The sequence below is a fragment of the Actinomycetota bacterium genome (genome assembly GCA_004297305.1).
In the GTDB taxonomy this organism is placed as follows: Bacteria; Actinomycetota; Actinomycetes; order S36-B12; family FW305-bin1; genus FW305-bin1.
This window is the reverse complement of sequence record SCTR01000008.1, coordinates 22,320-43,937: the sequence shown is the minus strand read 5'-3', so window position 1 is coordinate 43,937 and position 21,618 is coordinate 22,320. Positions and strand designations below refer to the sequence as shown.

At 73.3% G+C, this 21,618-nt stretch carries 17 protein-coding genes and 1 pseudogene; 2 read left to right on the top strand and 16 right to left on the bottom strand.

Going from position 1 to position 21,618, the window contains the following annotated elements; translation table 11 throughout:
* On the bottom strand, positions 1–678 hold the full coding sequence (locus EPO13_07955; GenBank protein TAK69229.1) for a response regulator transcription factor: 678 nt from the start codon (positions 676–678) through the stop codon (positions 1–3).
* Between EPO13_07955 and EPO13_07950 the strand changes: the two genes are divergently transcribed.
* On the top strand, positions 620–2,929 hold the full coding sequence (locus tag EPO13_07950) for a glycosyltransferase (protein ID TAK69139.1): 2,310 nt from the start codon (positions 620–622) through the stop codon (positions 2,927–2,929). The genes EPO13_07955 and EPO13_07950 overlap by 59 nt on opposite strands.
* 31 nt (positions 2,930–2,960) lie before the next feature.
* Here EPO13_07950 and EPO13_07945 read toward each other — a convergent pair whose 3' ends face one another.
* From EPO13_07945 to EPO13_07900, 10 genes are all read right to left on the bottom strand, one after another.
* Positions 2,961–3,779, bottom strand: a complete 819-nt coding sequence (locus EPO13_07945; protein ID TAK69138.1) for a CPBP family intramembrane metalloprotease — start codon at positions 3,777–3,779, stop codon at positions 2,961–2,963.
* A 10-nt stretch (positions 3,780–3,789) separates the two neighbouring features.
* Positions 3,790–5,229 carry an adenosylhomocysteinase gene (locus EPO13_07940; protein TAK69137.1) on the bottom strand — a complete coding sequence of 480 codons (1,440 nt, stop codon included), beginning with the start codon at positions 5,227–5,229 and terminating at the stop codon, positions 3,790–3,792.
* A gap of 120 nt (positions 5,230–5,349) precedes the next feature.
* The gene (locus tag EPO13_07935) at positions 5,350–6,279 is read right to left on the bottom strand and encodes a cation diffusion facilitator family transporter (GenBank protein TAK69136.1); all 930 of its coding nucleotides are present in this window, start codon (positions 6,277–6,279) and stop codon (positions 5,350–5,352) included.
* Positions 6,276–7,376 (bottom strand): mannose-6-phosphate isomerase, class I, encoded by a 1,101-nt coding sequence (gene manA, locus EPO13_07930; GenBank protein TAK69135.1) that lies wholly within the window; start codon positions 7,374–7,376, stop codon positions 6,276–6,278. The genes EPO13_07935 and manA overlap by 4 nt, the downstream gene beginning before the upstream one ends.
* Position 7,377: 1 nt before the next feature.
* Positions 7,378–8,505 (bottom strand): mannose-6-phosphate isomerase, encoded by a 1,128-nt coding sequence (locus tag EPO13_07925; protein ID TAK69134.1) that lies wholly within the window; start codon positions 8,503–8,505, stop codon positions 7,378–7,380.
* A gap of 3 nt (positions 8,506–8,508) precedes the next feature.
* A complete protein-coding gene (locus EPO13_07920; protein TAK69133.1) occupies positions 8,509–8,697 on the bottom strand; it encodes a Trm112 family protein in 189 nt (62 codons plus the stop codon).
* On the bottom strand, positions 8,694–10,064 hold the full coding sequence (locus EPO13_07915) for a phosphomannomutase/phosphoglucomutase (protein TAK69132.1): 1,371 nt from the start codon (positions 10,062–10,064) through the stop codon (positions 8,694–8,696). The genes EPO13_07920 and EPO13_07915 overlap by 4 nt, the downstream gene beginning before the upstream one ends.
* Positions 10,065–10,153: 89 nt before the next feature.
* Positions 10,154–10,399 carry a hypothetical protein gene (locus tag EPO13_07910; protein TAK69131.1) on the bottom strand — a complete coding sequence of 82 codons (246 nt, stop codon included), beginning with the start codon at positions 10,397–10,399 and terminating at the stop codon, positions 10,154–10,156.
* 176 nt (positions 10,400–10,575) lie between these two features.
* Positions 10,576–10,938 (bottom strand): DUF3499 domain-containing protein, encoded by a 363-nt coding sequence (locus EPO13_07905; GenBank protein TAK69130.1) that lies wholly within the window; start codon positions 10,936–10,938, stop codon positions 10,576–10,578.
* A 68-nt stretch (positions 10,939–11,006) separates the two neighbouring features.
* A complete protein-coding gene (locus EPO13_07900) occupies positions 11,007–11,663 on the bottom strand; it encodes a hypothetical protein (GenBank protein ID TAK69129.1) in 657 nt (218 codons plus the stop codon).
* A 170-nt stretch (positions 11,664–11,833) separates the two neighbouring features.
* Between EPO13_07900 and EPO13_07895 the strand changes: the two are divergent.
* Positions 11,834–12,323: pseudogene (locus EPO13_07895) on the top strand (metallopeptidase family protein).
* Between the two features lie 24 nt (positions 12,324–12,347).
* On the opposite strand, the gene EPO13_07890 reads toward EPO13_07895, so the two are convergent.
* From EPO13_07890 to EPO13_07870, 5 genes are all read right to left on the bottom strand, one after another.
* Entirely contained in the window at positions 12,348–13,163 is an 816-nt protein-coding gene (locus tag EPO13_07890; protein ID TAK69128.1) for a glycosyl hydrolase family protein, read from the bottom strand.
* A gap of 204 nt (positions 13,164–13,367) precedes the next feature.
* Positions 13,368–14,840 (bottom strand): hypothetical protein, encoded by a 1,473-nt coding sequence (locus EPO13_07885; protein ID TAK69127.1) that lies wholly within the window; start codon positions 14,838–14,840, stop codon positions 13,368–13,370.
* Entirely contained in the window at positions 14,837–18,262 is a 3,426-nt protein-coding gene (locus EPO13_07880) for a family 2 glycosyl transferase (protein TAK69126.1), read from the bottom strand. Before EPO13_07880 ends, EPO13_07885 begins: the two co-directional genes overlap by 4 nt.
* Positions 18,263–18,325: 63 nt before the next feature.
* Entirely contained in the window at positions 18,326–18,574 is a 249-nt protein-coding gene (locus tag EPO13_07875) for a WhiB family transcriptional regulator (protein ID TAK69228.1), read from the bottom strand.
* 289 nt (positions 18,575–18,863) lie between these two features.
* Positions 18,864–21,617, bottom strand: a complete 2,754-nt coding sequence (locus EPO13_07870; GenBank protein TAK69125.1) for a 7,8-didemethyl-8-hydroxy-5-deazariboflavin synthase — start codon at positions 21,615–21,617, stop codon at positions 18,864–18,866.
* Position 21,618: the final 1 nt, after the last annotated feature.

The following is a 21,618-nucleotide window of genomic DNA, read 5'->3' as shown; positions in this document are numbered from 1 at the left end:
TCAGCCCTCGCCGGCCTTGTACCCCACGCCGCGGACCGTCACCACGATCTCGGGAGCTTCGGGATCACGTTCGATCTTGGCGCGCAGCCGCTGGACGTGGACGTTGACCAGCCGGGTGTCCGCGGCGTGCCGGTAGCCCCAGACCTCCTGCAGCAGGATCTCGCGGGTGAAGACCTTCCACGGCGTGCGCGCCAGCGCGACGAGCAGGTCGAATTCCAGGGGCGTCAAGGAGATGGCCGCGCCGTCGCGGCGTACCGCGTGGCCCGGCACGTCGATGGTGAGGTCGCCGATCCGCAACGTCTCGGGCCGCGGATCGTCGTTGCGGCGCAACCGGGTGCGGATCCGGGCGACGAGTTCCTTGGGCTTGAACGGCTTGACGATGTAGTCGTCGGCCCCGGACTCCAGGCCCACGACGACGTCCACGGTGTCGCTCTTGGCCGTCAGCATGACGATCGGAACGCCGGACTCCGACCGGATCGCGCGGCACACGTCGATGCCGTCCAGACCGGGAAGCATGAGGTCGAGCAGCACCAGATCGGGCCGCGCCTGCCGGAATACCCCGAGCGCAGCGGATCCGTCGGCGCAGAACACCGGATCGAAACCCTCGCCGCGCAGCACGATGCCGAGCATCTCCGCGAGCGCGACGTCGTCGTCGACGACGAGGACCCGTCCCTTCACGACGGTCATGGTGTCACTCCCTGGCCCGCCGCCGCTCGGCGCACCGTCGCGGGTGCGACGCCGGGGTGGGCGGCGTGGTTCCGGCAGCAGATCCGCACGGATCTCCGGTCCGCATCTCAGGTCCGCGGCGGCCGCGGCCGATGGATCGGTCATGGCCATCGTCCTGCCGCGGCGTCGCAACCGCACCGATCAGCTGTCCCATCGGCGACGCCCCGGCGCCCCGCGCTGGCGCGCCGGGGTGGAACGCCTGCTCGGCGCCCGTACGCCGCGCGCCGGCGCACCTGGGGCGGGCGCGGTCCGGCTCGCGCCGTACGGCGCCTGGATGGCCCGGCACCAACTGCTGCTGCGGTGCCTCGCGCTGGTCGCCCTCGGCTGGGGTGCGGTCTACCTGGGGTGGCGGATCGCGTTCAGCGCGGCGGGCGCGCAGCCGGTCCTCTGGCTGGCGCTGCTGCTGTGCGAGCTGTACGGCATGTGGTCGCTGGGGATCCAGACCTGGTACTCCTGGCGCCGCCCGGGAGTCGCCCGGCCCGCGATGCCGACGGATCGCACCGGGCTGCAGGCGGATATCTACGTGTGCACGTACAACGAGCCCGTCGAGGTGCTGACCGCGACCCTGGTCGGCTGCGAGCGCGTGGCCTACCCGCACACGACGTACGTGCTGGACGACGGACGCCGGCCCGAGGTCCGGGCGCTGGCCGACCGGCTGGGTGCGCAGTACCTGACCCGCTCCGACAACGCCCACGCCAAGGCCGGCAACATCAACGCCGCCCTGCCGCGCACCGGCGGCGACCTGGTGCTGGTGCTGGACGCCGACCACGTACCGATGCCCGACGCCCTCGACGCGATGGTCGGCTACTTCGCCGACGACACGGTGGCCCTCGTGCAGAGCCCGCACGACTTCTACAACCAGGACTCGTTGCAGCACTATGACGCCGGCCGGCACGAACAGTCCGTGTTCTACGAGGTGGTGCTGCCCGGCAAGGACCGCCACGGCGCGGCCTTCTGGTGCGGCTCAGGCGCCCTGCTGCGCCGCGCGGCGCTGCTGCAGGTCGGCGGCGTCGCCACCGAGACGATCGCCGAGGACTTCCACACCACGCTGCGGCTGCACAGCCAGGGCTGGACCACCCGGTACCACGACGAGGTGCTCGTGCAGGGCCTCGCGCCGCATGACCTGGCGTCCTATCTGCTGCAACGGGACCGGTGGGCGCGGGGCAATCTGGCCGTGTTCACCACCGCGGAGAACCCGCTGCGCGTCGCCGGACTGACCGGCCGGCAGCGGCTGTCCTACCTCGGCAGCCTGTCGGCGTACCTGGCCGGTCCGGTGCGGCTGCTGGTGCTCGGCGTGCTGGCGGTCACGCTGTGGACCGGTTGGCTGCCGATGTCGCTGGACCCCTGGGCTCTCGCCGCACTGTGGGCGCCGAGCGTGGCCCTGTGCATCGCCGGCGGCTCGGCGCTGTCGCGGGGGTGGATGCGGGTCTCGGAGGCGGTCCACTTCGAACAGCTCACCGGCTGGATCTACCTGCGCTCGCTGCGGTGCGCGGTCCGGCCGGGCCGCGCCTCGTTCCGGGTGACCCCGAAGCAGGGCACGGACACCGGCGGCTGGGCTGCGCTGCGGCAGCTGCGGATGCTCGCCGTACTCGGCGCCGCTATCGGTGTCGGCGCCGTGGTCCGCGCGGTCGACTGGCTCGTGCCGGCCGACCTGCTGCCCGCGGTGCCCGGTGTGGCCGTCTGGCTGCTGCCGCTGCTCGGGCTGATCGAACTGCGCCGCGTCACGCGCAGCCTCTACCTCGTGGGGCTGCGCCGGCAGCGGCGCCGCGAGTTCCGGTTCCCCACCCAGGTGCCGGTCGTCGTGCAGGACGCCACGGGCCAGCTGACCTCCGGTACCACGGTGGACGTCTCGACCGGCGGCGCCAGCCTGCTGCTGGCGGCGGCGCCGCACACCTCCGACGTCGCCACGGTGAGCCTGCTGCTGGGCGGCGACGACGACGGGCCGGCGCACCTGGTGCGCCTGGAGGCGCGGCTGCTCGACGACCGGCTCACCGCGCACGGCACGACGGTCCGGGTGGAGTTCTGCGACCCCGACGCCGACGCGGTGGACGCCCTGGCGGCCTGGTGCTACGTCGTGACCTCGCATCGGCGGCTGCGCGGCTACCGTCCCGCGGCACCCGAGCTCGACACGGTGCCGGCCGGCGACCTGGCCGCCGGCCTTCCGCAACCGGAACTGCGGCCGGGGATGCACGCCCAGTCCTGAGCCGAGCCGGGCTACGCCGTGACTGTCGCGCTCAGCCCGGCTGCAGGGCCAGCAGGGCGATCGCTCCCGGCAGGTTGTTCACGCCGTGGGCGATGATCGACGCCGACAGGGCGCGGGTCCGCCACCGCACGACGCCCAGCACGGCGCCGATGACCAGCAGGACCAGCAGCCGGCGTGGCTCGAAGTGGAACAGCGCGAACGCCACTGCGGTGGTCGCGACGGTCCAGGCGGCACCGAGCCCGCGCTTGCGCAGCGCGGCGAAGAACAGGCCGCGAAACGCCAGCTCCTCCACGGCCGGCGCGCCCACCACGACCAGCACGGCGAACACCGTCAGCGCCGCTCGCTGCCCGCTGTCGGCCACCTCCTGCGCGGCATCGCCTGCCGCGGAGGTGAAATCGCCGAACAGCCACTGCGTGAGCAGGCCCGCGAGAAGGCCCAGCGCGATCGCGGCCACCCCGCCGAGCAGGCCCCAGCCGACGTCGCTACCGCGCAGCCGCAGGCCGAGGTCGATCCGCGGGCCGTTGCCCCGCCACCGGGTGAACAGCAGCGGCACGCCGGCCAGCGCCAGCCACGGTACGACGAGCCCGAGCAGCAGGTGCACGCCGACCGGCAACGGTTGCCCGTTGTCCCGCAACGAGATCAGGACGCTGGCGACGACGACGGCGAGGGTGATCGTGCCGAAGATCGCCAGCAGGGCGTCGGGAATGCCCCACCCCGGCGCGCGCAGGACACGACCGCGGGCCTTCGCCTCGTCGACGGTGACCGGGCAGCCGTCGTAGTCGGCCGGGGCCGGCGGCCGGATCAGCCACGACGGTGGCTGTCGTGGACCCGCGCCGGGCGTCAGCGTCACAGGCGGCCTGTCAGTACCGGTAATGGTCGACCTTGTACGGCCCGGCGACGTCGACGCCCAAGTACTCGGCCTGATCCTTGCGCAGCTCGGTCAGCCGGACCCCGAGGGCGTCCAGGTGCAGCCGCGCGACCTTCTCGTCGAGCACCTTGGGCAGCGTGTGGACGCCCAGCGGGTACTGCTCGCCCTTGGTGAACAACTCGACCTGCGCCAGCACCTGGTTGGTGAACGAGTTGGACATGACGAACGACGGGTGACCGGTGGCGTTGCCCAGGTTCAGCAGCCGCCCCTCGCTCAGCACGATGATCGAGTGCCCGTCGGCGAAGACCCACTCGTCCACCTGCGGCTTGACCGGACGCCGCTGGATCCCGGGGACCCGGGCCAGGCCGGCCATGTCGATCTCGTTGTCGAAGTGGCCGATGTTCCCGACGATCGCCTGGTGCTTCATGCGGGACATCTGGTCGGCGGTGATGACGTCGAAGCAGCCGGTCGCGGTGACGAAGATGTCCGCGGTCGCCACCACGTCCTCCAGCGTGGCGACCTGGTAGCCGTCCATGGCGGCCTGCAGCGCGCAGATCGGGTCGATCTCGGTGATCACGACCCGGGCACCCTGGCCGCGCAACGACTCCGCGCAGCCCTTGCCCACGTCGCCGTAGCCGCAGACGACCGCGACCTTGCCCCCGATCAGCACGTCGGTGGCCCGGTTGATGCCGTCGACGAGGCTGTGCCGGCAGCCGTACCGGTTGTCGAACTTGCTCTTGGTGACCGAGTCGTTGACGTTGATCGCCGGGAACAGCAGGGCGCCGGCCCGCATCATCTCGTAGAGCCGGTGTACGCCGGTCGTGGTCTCCTCCGTCACGCCGCGGATGCCGGGCGCGAGCCGGGTCCACCGGGTCGCGTCGGCCGCCAGCGACCGGCGCAGGCTCGCCAGGATGACGGCGTACTCCTCCGAGTCGGTCGCCGCGGTGTCCGGGACGGCACCGGCCGCCTCGAACTCGACGCCCTTGTGCACCAGCAGGGTCGCGTCACCGCCGTCGTCGAGGATCATGTTGGGGCCCAAGCCGTCCGGCCACAGCAGCACCTGCTCGGTGCACCACCAGTACTCCTCGAGCGACTCGCCCTTCCAGGCGTAGACCGGCACGCCCGCGGGTGCCTCGACGGTGCCTGTGGGACCGACGGCGATGGCGGCCGCGGCGTGGTCCTGGGTGGAGAAGATGTTGCAGGACGCCCAGCGGACCTGCGCACCGAGGGCGACCAGCGTCTCGATGAGCACGGCGGTCTGCACGGTCATGTGCAACGACCCGGTGATACGGGCACCGGCCAGCGGCTGGGAGTCGCCGTACTCCCGGCGCATCGCCATGAGGCCCGGCATCTCGTTCTCGGCGAGGCGGATCTCGTGGCGGCCGAAGTCGGCCAGGGACAGGTCGGCGACCTTGAAATCAGGCTCGGTCATGCGTGCAACTCCTGCTGCGGACAGGGCACGTCGAACGGCACGAGGCTTCGATGGTTCGCGCACTCGGGGAGGGGCAGCGCCCCGCGGTCAATGGCGGGACAGTCTCTCACGACGAGCCCGTCAACCGGCCGCACCGGGCAGCTGCCGGTCGAGGTCGGGCTCGAGGAAGATGTAGCGCGCGGCAGGCACGGCCGACCGGACGGCGCGTTCGGCCGCATCGATCCCCGCAGCGATCTGCGCGCCGGTGTCGTCACCGGCGATCGCGATCTTGGCGGCCACCAGCACGTCGTCGGGCCCGACGTGCAGCGTGCGCAGGTGGATGACGCGGTCGACCAGATCCTCGGTCTCCAGCGCGGTCCGGATACGCGCTTCCTCTTCCGGCAGCGCACTCTCGCCGACGAGCATGCTCGACATCTCGAACGACAGGAAGACCGCGATCACCACGAGCAGGGTGCCGATCGCCATGGAGCCGATGCCGTCGTAGACGCCGTTTCCGGTGATCGCCGCAACCACGACACCGACCAGGGCGAAGACCAGCCCGACCAGCGCGCCGGCGTCCTCCAGCAGCACGACCGGCAGCTCCGGCTGCCGCGCGGCGCGGATGTAGCCGAACAGCGAGCGACTCCCCCGCGACTTGCTGGCCTCCCGGTAGGCCGTACGGAAGGAGAACGACTCGAGCACGATCGCGACCAGCAGCACGACGATCGCGACGGTCGGGGAGGTCAGCTCCTCCGGGTGCTGGATCTTGTGTACGCCCTCGTAGATCGCGAAGACGCCGCCGACCAGGAACAGCACGATCGCGACGATGAAGCCGTACACGTAGCGGGTCCTGCCGTACCCGAACTGGTGCTGCCGATCAGCGGCGCGGCGGGCTCGGCGGCCACCGATCAGCAGCAGGACCTGGTTGCCGGAGTCGGCGACGGAGTGGATCGCCTCGGACAACATCGACGACGACCCGGTGATGACGAACGCGACGAACTTGCTCACCGCGATGCCGAGGTTGGCCACGAGGGCGGCGAGGACGGCCTTGGTGCCGCCCTCGGTGCTCACGGCGTCACGGTAGCGGTCGGCACCGGTGGGCACGACCGGGCGACGACGGCCAGCCCGCCGCTGGTGGCGCTCAGCAACGGTTCGGCGGCTTCGACGACCAGCGCGTCGCCAGGGCGCAGCAGATACGTCACACCGGCCACGCCCACCACGGCGTCGGCGTGGACGGCCAGCACGAGGCGGTAGCTACCGGCGGGCGCCTGGACCGCCACCGGTCCGGCGGCAGTAGCGACGGCGAACGGCGCTCCGGCCGGCTCCAGCCACGCGCCGGCAGCCGTGCCCCGGGCGACGACGGGAGCCCGGTCGTGGCGCAACGCACCGAGCGCGGCCTCGACGGCCACCGTCTTGGGCGTCAGGCCCAGCCGCAGCACGTTGTCCGACGCCGCCATGACCTCCACGCCCATCCCGTGCACGTAGGCGTGCGGCGTACCGGCCGGCACGAACACGGCGTCGCCGGGCTGCAGCGTCTCGTGCTGCAGGGTGGCCGCGACCAGCACCCCGGGGTCCTGCGGGTAGTGAGAGGCGATGGCCGCCATCGCCTCGGCCGCCGCTGCCGGCCACCCGAGATCGGCGGCCGCATCGCCGATCGCCGCGACCGCCGGCGCGACCTGCGCCGCCGGTAGCGCCAGCAGGTGCCGGATGGCGCCGGCCCGCTGCCCGGCCCGCAGCGTTGCCGCTGCCTCACCGACGCCAACCCGGTGCAGCAGGGCGGCGGCGTCGGTGAGATCGCGCCACCCTGCCAGCACCGAGAACGGCTGCACGGCCAGCAGCAGTTCGGTCTTCTCCGCATCGTCGGACAGCAGCGCCGGAGCCTCGCCGGACTGCTGGGCGGCCAGCACGGCGGCGGCGGTCGCGGCGTCCGGGTGCAGCTGGATGCTCAACGGCGAGGCGGCGGCCAGTAGCTTGACCAGCAACGGAACCTCGCCGACCGCGTCGGGCAACTCGCCGGGGGCGTCGCGCAGCACGGCCGGCCCCGACGGGTGGGCGCCGAACCACAGTTCGGCCTGCGGGCCGCCGGTCGGTCCGCCGGCCCAGTCGCGCAGGCCGTCCACCACGCCCCAGGCGTAGTCCTTCAGGTGACCCCGCACGACGACCGCCACCTCAGCCCCCGTATCCCAGCGCCGGGAACGCCCGGGCCCCCGGGTCGACCCCGACGGCCAGTGCGGCGTAGGCCGCCGCGAAGTCCACCAGCGGCAGGATCGACGCCAACCGCATCACCGGGTGGTCGCCCTCGGCGCGCACCGTGCGACCACCCAGCCGGCGCTGCTCGGCCAACGTGGCGACGGCGTCCGCCCACTGCGACACGACCTCGGTCTCGTCGGTGTCGCGCAGCAGCAGCAGCCGGATCTGCCGCTGGCCGTCCGGGTCGGCGACCCGGTCACGGAACAGGTCCTCGGCGTCGTCGGCGGCGGCCAGCGGACCGTCCAGCAGCGGCAGCTGGGTTCGGGCGGCATGGGGCAGCCGGCCGCCCACCGCCGGGAGCCGGGCGTAGCCGGCGAACTGGGCGACGGCGCGGCCGGCGGCCACGCCCCCCACCGAGCCGCTGCCCCACACCACCGGGACCGCGGGAGCCAGTTCCAGCGCGAGTTCCTTGGCCAGGTTGTCCGCGGTCGACACCGCGGGGCCGTACGACGCGGCCCGCGCGTCGAGCACGTCCGCGGCGAGCTCCCAGATCTGGGTGGAGACAATCTGCGCCGCAACGCATTCCAGCGTGGACACGAGCGGGACCAGCAGCGACCACAAGTGGGCGCGGGACGCCTCGGAGGGTTCGGGGATCTGCAGCAGGACACCGCCGCGCGCACTTCGCACCTGCTCGGCCAGTGGCGTGCGCGGCGGCGCGACCACCACGGTCCGGGCACCGCGTCGCGCGGCCTCAGCCGCCAGCAGGACCGGCTCGGTCGCGTCGCCGGTCACCGAGGTCACGACCACGAGGTCGACCGGGCCGACCCAGCCGGGCAGCTGATGGCCGGCGACGGCAACCACGGGCGCCGGCAACAGCGGGCCGAAGACTGCGACGGCGATATCGGCGGCCAACGCCGCAACGCCCACACCGGCAACGACAACCGCCCGCGGCCTGCCGTCGGCCAGCACCCGGTCCAGCATCGTGTCGTCGAGTCCGGCGCGCCCGAGGCGCACCTGGGCACCGGCCTCCGCCGTCGTCCAGAGGACCTGGTGGCGGTCGCGGTCCACCAGGGCGTCGGCGTCGTCGAGTACGACGTCGTCGAGCACGGTTCAGCTCTCGGGCAGGACGTCGTCGCGCAGCATCACCGGGATGCCGTCACGAACGGGATACGCGTTGCCGCACACCACACACACCAGCGCCGAGCGCTGCCGGTCGATCTCGAGCTCGCCGTGGTGGGGCTCCGGACACCGCAGCAGCTCCAGCAGCACCGCGTCGAGCCCGAGTCGGTCCTCGCTCATGACGAGCCCTCACGAACCACCGCGAGGACGTGGTCGCGCAGCGTGGTCATCGTGGCGACGTCGGCAGCTTCGACGTTGAGCCGCAACAACGGCTCGGTGTTGCTGGGCCGCAGGTTGAACCACCAGTCCGGCCCGCTCACCGTCATGCCGTCGAGGTCGTCGACCTCGCAGCCGGTCGCGAACCGGGACCGGACCCGCGCGGTCGCCGCCGCCGTGTCGGCCACCACGGAGTTGACCTCTCCGCTGGCGACGTACCGCTGGTACGGCGCGAGCAGGTCCGACAGCCCGGTGCCGGCCGGAGTCTCGCCCAGCGCGGCGAGCACGTGCAGCGCGGCCAGCATCCCCGAGTCCGCCCGCCAGAAGTCACGGAAGTAGAAGTGACCGGAATGCTCGCCGCCGAAGACCGCGCCGGTCTGCGCCATGGTCGCCTTGATGAAGGAATGCCCGACCCGGGTCCGGACCGGAACTCCCCCCAACTCCGTGACGATCTCCGGCACGGCCCGGGACGTGATGAGGTTGTGGATGATCGTCGCACCGGGGTGTTTGCCCAGTTCGCGGGCGGCGATCAGCGCGGTCAGCGTGGACGGGTCGACCACGCCGCCGCGTTCGTCGACGACGAAACACCGGTCGGCGTCGCCGTCGAAGGCCAGCCCCAGGTCCGCTCCGCGTGCCAGCACCTCCGCCTGCAGGTCCCGCAGGTTGTCCGGGTCGATCGGGTTGGCCTCATGGTTGGGGAACGTCCCGTCGAGTTCGAAATACAGCGGAACCACTTGCAGCGGAAGACCTTGGAGAACTGCCGGGACGGTATGACCGCCCATGCCGTTGCCCGCGTCGACGACGACGACCAGTTCCCGGCTGCTCGACAGGTCCACCAGCTCCTTCAGGTAGGTGGCGTAGTCGTCCAGCAGGTCCCGGTGGGTCAGCCGGCCCGGCTCACCGTCGTACGCCGGCAGGTCGCGATCGGCGAGCTCGCGGATCCGGCGCAAACCCGACTCCTGCCCGACCGGCGACGCGCCGGCGCGGCACAGCTTGATTCCGTTGTACTGCGCCGGATTGTGGCTGGCGGTGAACATCGCGCCGGCCAGCTGCAGCCGGCCGGACGCGAAGTACAGCTGATCGGTGCTGGCCAGTCCGATCGACACCACGTCGCAGCCCTGCGACGTGACTCCCTCGGTGAACGCCGCGACCAGGTCCGTACCGCTGGGTCGCATGTCGTGCCCGACCACGATGCCGGCCGGACGCTGCCCGTCGTCGGCCAACACCGCGACGAAGGCGGCACCGATCCGCCGCGCCACCTCGGCGTCGAACTCGTCGGGGACGACGCCGCGCACGTCGTAGGCCTTGATGATCCTGTCCAGGTCACGCACGGCGGTGAGCCTAGCGACGCGGCGAGGCGCCAGCGCGGCGACGCAGCCGGCCGGGTTCGGCCAGCTGCCATGGCAGGACGCCGGCCGGGTTACCGATCAGGCCGGCGCGTCTTGTGCAGGACGGTGTCGACGGTCAGCACCTCGCCGTCCTGCTCCCAGGTCCGCTCCTCGCAGTCCAGGCACGAGGTGAAGTCCACCAGCGACCCGTCGGTGAGTTCCATGACGATGTGCGTGACCCGGACGCTGGAACAGGCCCGGCAGCTCCGCTCGCCGCGCGCGCCGCGCTGGGTCAGCGACCCCAACGGCTCGCGTTCAGCCCCGGACACACCCGCCATGATGACTCCCGATCCCCGACACGACAGTCACGGGCCAGCCCCCTGAGCGTCGACCAATCCGCACCCGTACCGGTGCGCGCCGCCGCCGACCGTAATGGACGCTCGGGCGGGGAGGGAAGCGTTCCCCTCGGAAGCGGTCGCGGAGCCTGTCGCGACTACCGGGCAGGGGCGACTGGTCAGTCCGGAGACCGCAGCACCCGCAGGTGCCCCCGCCGGGCGGGCTCGGGGCCGTTCGGTTCGTCACCGGCACCGGCGACCGCGGCGCGAGGGCGGGCGGCTTCCCGTACGGCGTCAGCCAGCGCTTCGAGGTCGTCGCTGGACGGCTTGAGCGCTTCCGGATCGGGCTGGATCCGCACGACCTCCCAGCCACGGGGTGCGGTGAGCCGTTCGCTGTGGTGCTGGCACAGGTCGTAACAGTGCGGCTCGGCGTACGTGGCCAGCGGCCCGAGGACGGCCGTGGAGTCGGCGTACACGTAGGTGAGTGTGGCGACGGCGGCACGGGTACAGGAGGGCTTGGAGCAGCGCCGCACGGGACTCACGAGCGCAAACTACCGGCGCGGCCGGGGTTGACCGGCTCGGCGCGCCGGACCGGTTGGTGGGCCCGGTGCTAGAGGAAGCCAGGCGGTACGGCCCCGTCGGCCGGGTCGCGCTGCCGCATCCACAGGATCGTTCCGATGGCCCGCAGCACGGAGACCCGGCCGACGAGCATCGTCTGGATCAGCAGGTCCTCCACCTGGTCGTGCAGGCCGCCGCGCAGCCGCTGCCGGAGCGGCTCCCACAGCGTGTCCGGTTCGCCGAAGGCCGCCATCGTCACGTCGTCTTCGATGGGGACGAGCCCGGGCCACTTGCGGGCGAGCACCGCCGACGTGGTGCTGCGGGTCATCCCGGCCATCCCCGCGACGGCGGCCTGCGCCGCCGCGGCCATCCTCAGCCACTCGCTGGCCGGGTCGTCGACCTTGCCCAGCTCCGCCTCCGGGGGAATCGCCTGCAGCGCGTCGACGAGTTCCGGCGGCGGGCTCTGCACCAGGCACGCCGCGGCGCGCGGCGGGATGACCTGCGACAGCATGCTGACCGCGAGGATGTCGCCCGGGGTGACCGCCGGGGTGGCGGTGCTCGCGGCGAACATCGGCGGGTCGAACAGCCGGCCGATGAAGCCGACGCCTTCCAGGCTGACCGGCAGGTGGTGGTACGCCGAGAGGTCGCCCAGGCACTGCTGCGGATAGGCCAGAGCGTCGTCGAGGATCGTCCAGTCCGGTTCCCGCATGACGACCTCCGGGTCTGCCGGCCGGCCGGCTGCTGCCGGATCCGGCAGCCCCGCAGGGCTTGGCTCACCGTAGGACAACGGGCCGCCAGGCCGGCGACGGGACGTCGGTCGGTCGCGCTCGGTACCGTCGGCGGCATCCAGCACACCGTCCTGCTTCAGCGAGGTTCGGCATGCCCGACGGGCAAGGACAAGACGGCGGCGCACCCGCTCCCGACGGCGGCGCACCCTCTTCCGGCGGGAGATTCCGGCGGCGGCGGGATCGCCACGGCCGGGGGGTCCGGGGGCCGCTCGCACCGCCGGCGCTGCCGTTCGTCCGCACCCGGGCGGAGGCGTTCGACGACCTCGTGCTGGACGCCGTCGAACGGCTGCAGCGTCACCTCCCCGATGTCGCGCGGATCGAGGTCGGTGTCGACGACGTCCCGGCAGCGCCTTCCGGCGATCCGGCCGGCCCGCCGATCCCGTTGGGCCGCAGCGTGGATGCCAGTGGCGACCGGCCGGCGCGGATCATCGTCCACCGCCGCCCGGTCGAGCTGCGCGCCAACGGCACCACCGAGCTGACCGCGATCGTGCAGGACGTGGTGGCCGAACAGGTGGCCGTGGTGCTCGGGCTGACCCGAACAGGTCGACCCGACCTACGGCGGCCCCGACGACGAGCCCTGACCGTCGGCGCCGCCGTACCCGGGGTCAGGCCAGCCGCCACACCTTCACCCAGTCGACCTTGAGGTCGGCCGGGTTGGCCTGCGCCCGAGCCACTCCCTCGGTCTGGATCGCCAGGTGCATGGCCTTGGTCGGGACGGCCGGACCGGTCACCGTGCCCCAGACCTTGCCGTCGATGAGGAAGCGCAGCTGGCCCGGGGTCCACTCGACGCCGACCCGGTGCCACTTGGTCATGTTGACCCGCGGCGCCACCCGATGGATCTGCGCGTTGTTGGCGCCGTAGTGCACGAAGGCGCTGAAACCGGAACGCGAGCCGCCGAAGTCCTCGGCGAAGTCGACCTCGCCGTCCATCGGCCAGCGCCCGCTCTGCGGCCACAGCAGCGCGACCCACTTGACGCCCCGGTCGGCCTGCACCTTGATCTTGGCTTCCCACCGGCCGTAGGTGAGGTTCAACGAGCATAGGCACAGTCCGCCGGTCACGGCGCGTCCCCCGGCGGCGTCGCCGCGCAGCACCAGCTTGCCCTTGCGGGCCGTCACGTTGCTGCGGCTCCACAGGCCGTAGGCGTTGCCCCCGGGCTGCCCGGCGTAGACCGACCACGGCCGGGTGACCCCACGCTTGAACCCGTCGGAGAAGACCTTGACCCAGCCGGTGGCAGCCGGGGCGACGACGGCGGCCGGCACCGTCGCCGGTGATACCGGCCCGGCAGCCGGCACGGCGGCCGGGGTCCCGGTCGCGGCCAGCAGCGGGACGACCAGCGCGGTCGCGGCGACCGGCAGCGCCAGGGTCGACAGCCGGCGGGACTTCAGGCGACCGACGACCCGGTCACGGAGGGCATGCTGCACGGAGTGCTCCTTCCTCGCCCCGGTGGCGCGGTGCTGATCCGGGGTTCGTGGGGCCTGGGCGATCCTGCGATCTCCCTCAGGGATCGGTCACCGTAGGGGCTGTCCTGAGAACACCAAGCGGATCGTCCGGTAGCCGGAGCGCACGGTCCGACCCCGGCAGCGGAACGTGGTCGACGGCGCAGGTCAGCCGGCCGGACGGGGGTTTCAGCGGCGGAGTGTGACGGCCAGATCGGCGTCCACCGCCGGGACCACCACCGTCACCCGCAGCGGCGACCAGGGATAGCCCGTCATGGCGACCCCGTTGGGAACCGGCTGGGTCACGGTGTGCCCGGCGTACAGCGGCCCGCCGGCGACCGGCGTCAGGACGGCGGTGAACCACGCCGCCCCCGGCGGCGGCGTCACGCCGACGGCGACCGTCGTGGCGTCGGCGACGTCGATACGCCGTGGCGGCGTCGGGACGGCGACGCCCGCCGCGGTGTAGCCGAGCAGGGTGAGGTCGGCCGCGCCACCGGCGCCCGAGGCGCTCACGACGATCGACGTCGCCAGGCCGGGCTGGCCGGGCAGGCCGGTCACCGCAGCGGGACCCGTCAGCGGCGAGGCGCCGGCACTGTAGGACTCGTCGATCACAGCTCCCGCGGACCGCGCCCGCAGTCCCGCCACCACCGGGACGTCGCTGGTCAGCTCGACAGCACCGGCGGCGCCGCCCAGCGCGGCGGTCAGGTCCACTGAACTCAGCCGGGCGCGAGGGGCGTCGAGATTCTCCTGCCCGGCCGGGGAGAACGCGCCTGACCCGGTCACCACGCGGATCGCCACCCGAGCGTCAGCGGTCGGTGATACCACCTGCAGCACACGGGATCCCGCGCCCGCGGGGATCGCCGGGAGGACGACCCGCGTGGCCGGGGCCGCCGCGAGCGGGACCCAGTCCACGCCCCGCGGATCGATACCGGCCGACTCGCTGTCGTGGACGCCGGCGGCCACCCGCCCGGACCGGACTGCGACGTGGACGGCGAGGTCGGCGACGCCGGGGGCCAGCGCGTCCAGCCGCAGGGTGGTACGACCGCCCGGTGGCACCACGACGCCGCGGCCGGCCGGAGCCTCGATCGGACCGGCCGGCCCGACCAGCAGCACGTCCACCTGCGCGGCCGCCTCGTCGGCGTTGACCAGGATGACCCGGCTCACCCGGCCCGTCGTGCCGCCGCCGCCGACGAACCACTGATCGGCCGCCGGTGACTGGCAGGCGGTCGAGGCCAGGCCCCGGTCCCGGCCGCGGCCGTCGACGCCGAACTGGTCGGCGACGAAGCCTGGGGCGAGCCCCCCATCGGCGTGACCGACCACCGCCGGCCGGGCCAGCTGGGTGCTGACGATCTCCGCTTGACCGCCGGGAGCGGTCACCGTCGCCGTGGCCGAGGCGTCGCCGGCCTGGGTGCGCAGCACCGCGGCACCGGGCCGGTCCTGCCCGGGCAGTCCGGGCACGACCGCCGCCGAGGTACGGACGGTGTCCACGTCGCCCGACCCCGCCTCCGGGCAGACCACGGTGACCGAGCCGACCGGCACGACCACGCTGGACGGCGGTGCTGCCGGTCCGCTCCGGGCGACGGCGGTCCCGATCAGGGCGAGCAGGATGACGATGCCGACAGCGATGAGTCCCACCCGGATGGGAGGCAGCTGGGCTCTCACGAGGACCCCCGCTCCGCTTGCCGATCGGGCTCCAGTTCGTCGCCGGGCTCCGGTTCGTCGGCGGACTTGAGTTGAGCGCCGGAGTCCGGTTGAGCGCCGGCCATTCCGGCAGGGCCGGCCGCCAGCGCCGCGGCGGTCTCGACCGCCTCGGGGTCGACCTGCTCCCGGCGCCGGCCCGGCAGCGCCAGCACGATCACGACCAGCACCGCTACCAGCTGCGCCAGCAGCTGCCAGGTCCGCGCGCGGCCGTCGTACGTGACGGTCACGGCACCGCCGGCCGCCGGTACGGCGAAACCCTGCGCCCAGCCGTCGACCGTGCGCGCCGGACCGGCGCCGTCGCCGGTGACCTGCCAGCGGCGATCGGTCGCCTCGGCCAACTGCAACCGCCGTCCCGCCGGTCCCGGCGGAAGCGTCGTCGCGACGAAGGTGCCGGCGCCGGGCGAGTCGGTCGCCGGCACCGACGTGGCCGCGCCCGCGGCGTCGGCGAGCCGGACTCGGGATGTGGTCCCGGCCACCCGCCACAGCGCCTCGCCGGCCGAGGTGGACAACCGCCGCAGTCCGGGCTCGGAATCCAACGTCGCGACCAGACCGTCGGAGCCCGCCGTCACCGCGCCGGCCAGCAGCACGTACCGGACGGCGTAGGTGCTCAGGACGGCGACCTCGTCGCCGCCTCGGCCGGCCGCCAGCGCCGACACGACGGGGTCCAGCCGGCGGTACGCCGAGGCCGGTGGTCCGGTCTCCGCGTCGCCGAGCACCGAGCCGGCGCCGCTGAGCAGCGCGTACCCGACCGTGCCGTCCGGCGCGACGCGCAACACCAGCGTCCGGGGCAGGTCCGGACCGGCGGCATCGGCGGCGACGAAGGCCGGCACGGTGCTCGGATCAGCGCGGCGCAGCGGCGGATCGAACCCGCCGAGCAACCAGCCCGCGGACAGCACGGGCGCCGCGAGGACCAAAACGACGATGCCGGCCACCGCCAGCTGCCGCCAGCCGAACGTGGTGCGGGTCAGCCGGCGCACCAGGCCCTGGCCGGCCACGCCGATCGCGAACAGCATCGCCGCACCCATGACCAGCGTGGCCGGTCCCGGCCACGGCTGCGCCGCCGTCGTCGAACTCGGCGGGACCACCGTGACCAACGTCTGCAGGGTGCCGAAGCCGGCCGCGACGGCGACCACCAGCCACGCGCCGACCACCGCCCGGGCGCGGTCCCGCCGCAGCAGGGCGAACAGCGCGGCCACCACCACGCCGGCGGTCAACCACAACGGGGTCATGCCGGGACCACCGGGATGCAGCAGGACGACGTCGGCGGTGTCCAGGTCCGCGTCGACCGGACCGGGGAGGCCGGCCTCCAGCAGCAGCAGTTGCGGGTGTTGCAGCAACTCGCCGCTCCAGGGCAGCAGCAGCGCCGGTGCCGCCAGCAGGACCAGCACCAGCCGCCGCCAGACGACCTGTGGCGGATCCATGACGACGGCGGCGATGCCGCCGAGCACGACCGCGAGCAGCCAGCTGCCGGGGACGAAGGCGGTCGCCGCGGCCAGCAGCAAGGTGGCGCCGGCGGTGGTCCGGGGCCCGGCTGGTTTCGCCCCGGCCGGCACCAGCCCGAGCACGCGGGCGAACATCCGGGCCGTGGGCGGCAGCAGGACCGCGAACGCCGCCGTACCGAGCCGCCCGGAGCTGGTCGCGCCCGTCACCGCCGGAAGCAACGCGTACGTCGCGGCCATCCAGCCCCGCAGCAGCGGCGCGGCGACCAGTCCTCGCAGCGCCGCGAATGCCGATACCGCCGCCAGCGGCACGGCGAGTAGCAACGTCACGTCGACCGCCAGCGGGGCGCGGCCGACCAGCAGGAAGGCCAACGACCCCAGTAGCGCCAGGTACGGCGGAGCCGGCGCCGACGATCCCGGCCCCACCTCGTGCCAGGCCTCGGTGTACGACCGCCACAGGTCGGCAGCGCCATCGGGTGCCGGCAGCAGGGCGCCGCCCAGCAGCCGCCCGTCGGCGAACAGCAGGCCGCGCGCGGCCACCAGCGAGACGAGGGTGAGCACGAGGCCGAGCAAGACACCGGGCCGCGCGAGGGTCCGGCGGAGCAGCCCGGACCCGGTGTCCTCCAGGTACGCCGCGGCCTCGTCGACCGGGCCGGTCTCCACGGCGCCGGACCGGCTCCGTTCTCCCCCGCCGGACGCCGTGGTCAGCAGGCCGGCCAGATGCTCCACGGCATGCCGCACGGCGGTCGCCGGCCGCGGCCGCAGGTGCCGGACGTAGGCGCCGGGGGCGGCTGCGGCGACGCGGTGCCGGGAGGCGAACACCGCGGCGGGGTCGGCGAGCACATCGCCGAGGGCGACCACCTCGTCGCGAGCGTCGGCGGGTGCTTTCGCGATCAGCAGCCCCAAGGCCCGTACGGCGGTGCCGAGGACGAGTCGCACGACGGTCAGCGGCAACCGCCAGCCGGGGGCGTGGGCCAGCAGCACGTGCAGCGCCGATGCCCGATCCCGGCGCAACGCGCTGCCGTGGGCGGCGTCCAGCGGGCGGCGGGCGGAGGCCGACGCCTCGGCGTGGTGCACCACCGCGGCCGGGGCCAGCAGGACGCGCTCACCGGACAGATTGGCCCGCCAGCCGAAGTCCACGTCGTCGCGGAACAACGGCAGCGCCGGGTCGAACCCGCCGAGCCGGTCCCAGACGTCGCGGCGTACCAACATGCCGGCGCTGCCGACGGCCAGGACGTCGCGAACCGTGTCGTGCTGGCCCTGGTCGTGCTCCCGCCATTCCAGCCCGGTGTCGCGGCGTCCCGACGTACTGATGCTGACGCCGCACTCGAGCAGCAGCCGGCGGTCGTACCAGCCGCGCACCTTGGGCCCCAGCACGGTGGTGCCCGGCGACGAGTCGCTGGTGAGCAGCAACTCGTCGAGGGCGTCCAGTGCGGGGGCGCTGTCGTCGTGCAGGAACCAGAGCCAGCGGATCGGTTCGCCGGTCCCCGGCCGCCAGCCGTCGTCGTCGTTGCCGTCGTCGTCGTTGCCGTCGCCGCCACCGTCGTGGCCGGCCTCGTCGTGGTCGCCGATGTCGTTGCCGCGCAGCGATTGCGACGCATCGCTGGCCAGCAGGCCGTCCGCCAGCGCGAGCCCGCGGGCCAGCGCCGCGCCGTACGACGTGTCCCGGGGCGCGCTGCCGACGTGGTCGTCGCCGAGCGCGGACCGCAGCAGCAGGCCGCTGTTGTCGTGCGATCCGGTATCGACTCCGACGACCAGCTCGGCGGGGCGGGTCTGGGCGGCCACGGTGGCCAGGACCGCCGGCAGCCAGCGTGCGCCGTCGTGACTGACGATGACGGCGGTGACGTGATGACGGCGCCGGGGGATGGAGTCGCCGACGGCCGGGGCGTCCTCGTCGGGGACGACGTCAGGGCGGCCCGGGCCGGAATCGAGGTCGGTCGTCATGGCGAGCGGCCCACCCTATGCGACAGGCCTCCGACGCCGGCGGTTCGGCGACCGGGCGTCCGGTCAGCCGGCAGCGCGCTTGAGACGACGCCGCTCACGCTCGGACAGGCCGCCCCAGATCCCGAAACGCTCGTCGTGCCCCAGCGCGTACTCCAGGCACTCCACGCGGACGTCGCAGGCCTGGCAGACCCGCTTCGCCTCGCGGGTGCTGCCCCCCTTTTCCGGGAAGAAGGCCTCCGGGTCGGTCTGCGCGCACAGCGCGCGCTCCTGCCAGGACAGCTCCTCGGCGTCGTCCAGGGGAAGCCAGACCATGTCTCCCACCGCGCGCCTCCTCGTCTGACTGTCCGACGCCTGACCTGCTGCCCGGCATCGGATGCCACGGCCAGCCGGCCGACGGCCGCGTCAGCGGCTCCGGGCCCCACCCGGACCGCTCCGGGCGAGATGACGAGGGTAATTACATTGGTGTTGTTCCGTGCGGTCAAGCCGGATGCGCAAACCCGTCACCGAACGGCCGCACGGGGCGCCCGCGCGTCGCCGGGACATCGTTCTCGCAGCTACAGCGTCGCACCGTCGAACTCAGTGATCCCTACAGCCACATCAGTCACGGCTGTACCACAACAAGATCGGGTGCACGTCGGGCAGCGGCCTGCCGCTCGGCCGGCACTTCGCCGTACGTCGTCGTCCGCTGCCGCGCCGGCCGGCCGGCGAGCGCGGCGATCGCTGCGAGCTCGGCGGCGGTCTTGCGGGAGCCGTTCTCCGAACCCGCCATCCGGCTGATGGTCTCCTCCATCAACGTGCCGCCCAGGTCGTCACACCCGGCCTGCAGCATCGCCCGGCACCCGGCGTCGCCGAGCTTCACCCACGAGCACTGCACGTGATCGATGGCACCGTGCAGCATCAGCCGCGCCATCGCGTGCACCGCCCGGTTGTCCCGCGGCGTCGGGCCCGGCCGCGCGACCCCGGCCAGATAGACCGGGGCGTTGTGGTGGACGAAGGGCAGCGCCACGAACTCGGTGAACCCACCGGTGCGCTCCTGGATCGACCGCAGCAGAGCCAGATGCCCGACCCAGTGCGCGGGGGTGTCGACGTGGCCGTACATCATCGTCGAGCTCGACCGCAGGCCCACCTCGTGCGCCGTGGTCACCACCTCGACCCACGCATCGGCCGGCAGCTTCCCCTTGGTCAGCACCCAGCGCACCTCGTCGTCGAGGATCTCAGCAGCAGTGCCGGGGATCGTGTCGACACCGGCAGACCTGGCCTCCTGCAACCACTCCCGGATCGACAGCCCCGTGCGGCTCGCGCCGTTGAGGACCTCCATCGGGCTGTAGGCGTGCAGGTGGATGCCGGGCTCGGCAGCCTTCACCGCTCGGGCCAGGTCGAAGTACGCCGTACCCGGGAGGTCCGGATGAATGCCGCCCTGCACGCACACTTCGGTGGCGCCCACCGCCCATGCCTCGTGGACCCGGTGCCTGACCTCGTCGAGAGTGAGCGTGTACGCGTCGGCGTCGGTGGCGCGCTGCGCGAAAGCGCAGAAGCGGCAACCGGTGTAGCAGACGTTGGTGAAGTTGATGTTGCGGTTGACGATGTACGTGACGTCATCGCCGACGGTGTCACGCCGTACGGCGTCGGCGATGGCCGCCAACGCGTCCAAGGCCGGGCCGTCGGCGGTCATCAACGCCAGCGCCAGGTCGCGATGCTCGGGCCGGGCCAGCGCCGCCGGATCGTCGGCGGCCAGCGCGAGCGCTTCCCGCTCATCGGTCGAGAGCCGTTGCGGGGCAGCCTGTCCCGCCGCTGCCCAGCCCGCCACGCGCTCGCGCAGCTCCTGCCAGTCGCCGTACACCTCGTCGAAGTCGCCGCGACGGTCGGCGGTGCGTCCCTCGGTATCGATCGCGGTGTGCAGATCCGTTCGCCCACCGGCGTTCCGCGCCGCGAAGTCGTCGTACGCCGCGGCCTGCGCCAGGTCGTCGGGCTCCTGCCACGGCAAGCCGACCGGGCGGGCCTCGGCACGCCCCAGCGCGGTGACCGGATCGGCCAGCGCGCGCACGTGCGGCCGGATCCGCACGTCCAGCCAGGGGTCTTCGCGCCGGACGTACTCGGGGTGGGCAGTCAGCCTGGGCAACAAGGTGAAGCCGGCCGCCGCGGTGATCTCCCGGAGGCTGTCCAGGTGCGGCCACGGCCGTTCGGGGTTGACGTGGTCGGGCGTCAGCGGACTGACACCACCCCAGTCGTCCACACCGGCGCGCAGCAGGTCGGCCAGCTCGTCGGGCGCGGACAGGTTCGGTGGCGCCTGTACCCGCATCCGCGGACCCAGCAGGATGCGGGCCACAGCCAGCGTCGCCAGATACTCGGCCAAGCCCAGGTCGTCTTCGCCCCGCATTGCAGTGTCCGGCTTGGCGCGGAAGTTCTGCACGATCACTTCCTGCACCTGACCGTGGCGGCGGTGCGACGCGCGGATCGCCAGCAACGACTCGACCCGTTCGCGCGGGGTTTCCCCGATTCCCACCAGGATCCCGGTGGTGAACGGAATCGCCTGCCGGCCCGCGTCCTCCAGCACCCGGAGCCGGACCGCCGGTTCCTTGTCCGGCGAACCGAAATGCGGGCCGCCCGGCTCGCTCCACAACCGCGTAGCGGTCGTCTCCAGCATGAGGCCCATCGAGGGCGCCACCGGCTTGAGCCGGCGCAGTTGCTGCCAGGTCATGACGCCGGGATTCAGATGCGGCAGCAGGCCGGTCTCTTCCAGCACCCGGATCGCCATGGCACGCACGTACGACAGCGTGTCGTCGTAGCCGTGGGCGTCCAGCCACTCCCGAGCCGCCGGCCACCGGCCCTCCGGCGCGTCGCCGAGGGTGAACAGCGCCTCGGTGCAGCCGAGCGCGGCGCCCGTCCGGGCGATCTGCAGCACCTCGTCGGCACTGAGGTACGCCGCGGGCAGCCGGTGCGGCACCGTGGCGAACGTGCAGTAGTGACACCGGTCCCGGCACAGCCGGGTCAGTGGAATGAAGACCTTGGGCGAGTAGGTGATGACACCCGGCCGGCCAGCGGCGACCAGTCCCTGGTCGCGAAGCCGGCCGGCGACGGCCAGCAGCCGGTCCAGGTCCGCGCCCCGCGCAGCCAGGAGCGCGGTCGCCTCGTCGACGTCGAGGCTCACGCCACGTTCGGCGCGAGCCAGTGAACGGCGCACCTGCCCAGCTGTGGGTGCGGCAGCGGCCGCCTGCCCCGTCGTTGCCCCGCCCGCGGTCACGCCGGCCCCGTCATGCCTGTCGTCATGCCAGTCCTGTCGTCGTGTCGGCACGGATACCTCGGGCGCTCTAACCACGCGGGCCCCGTCGCCATGCCCGGCCGCCGCCGTAGCCATG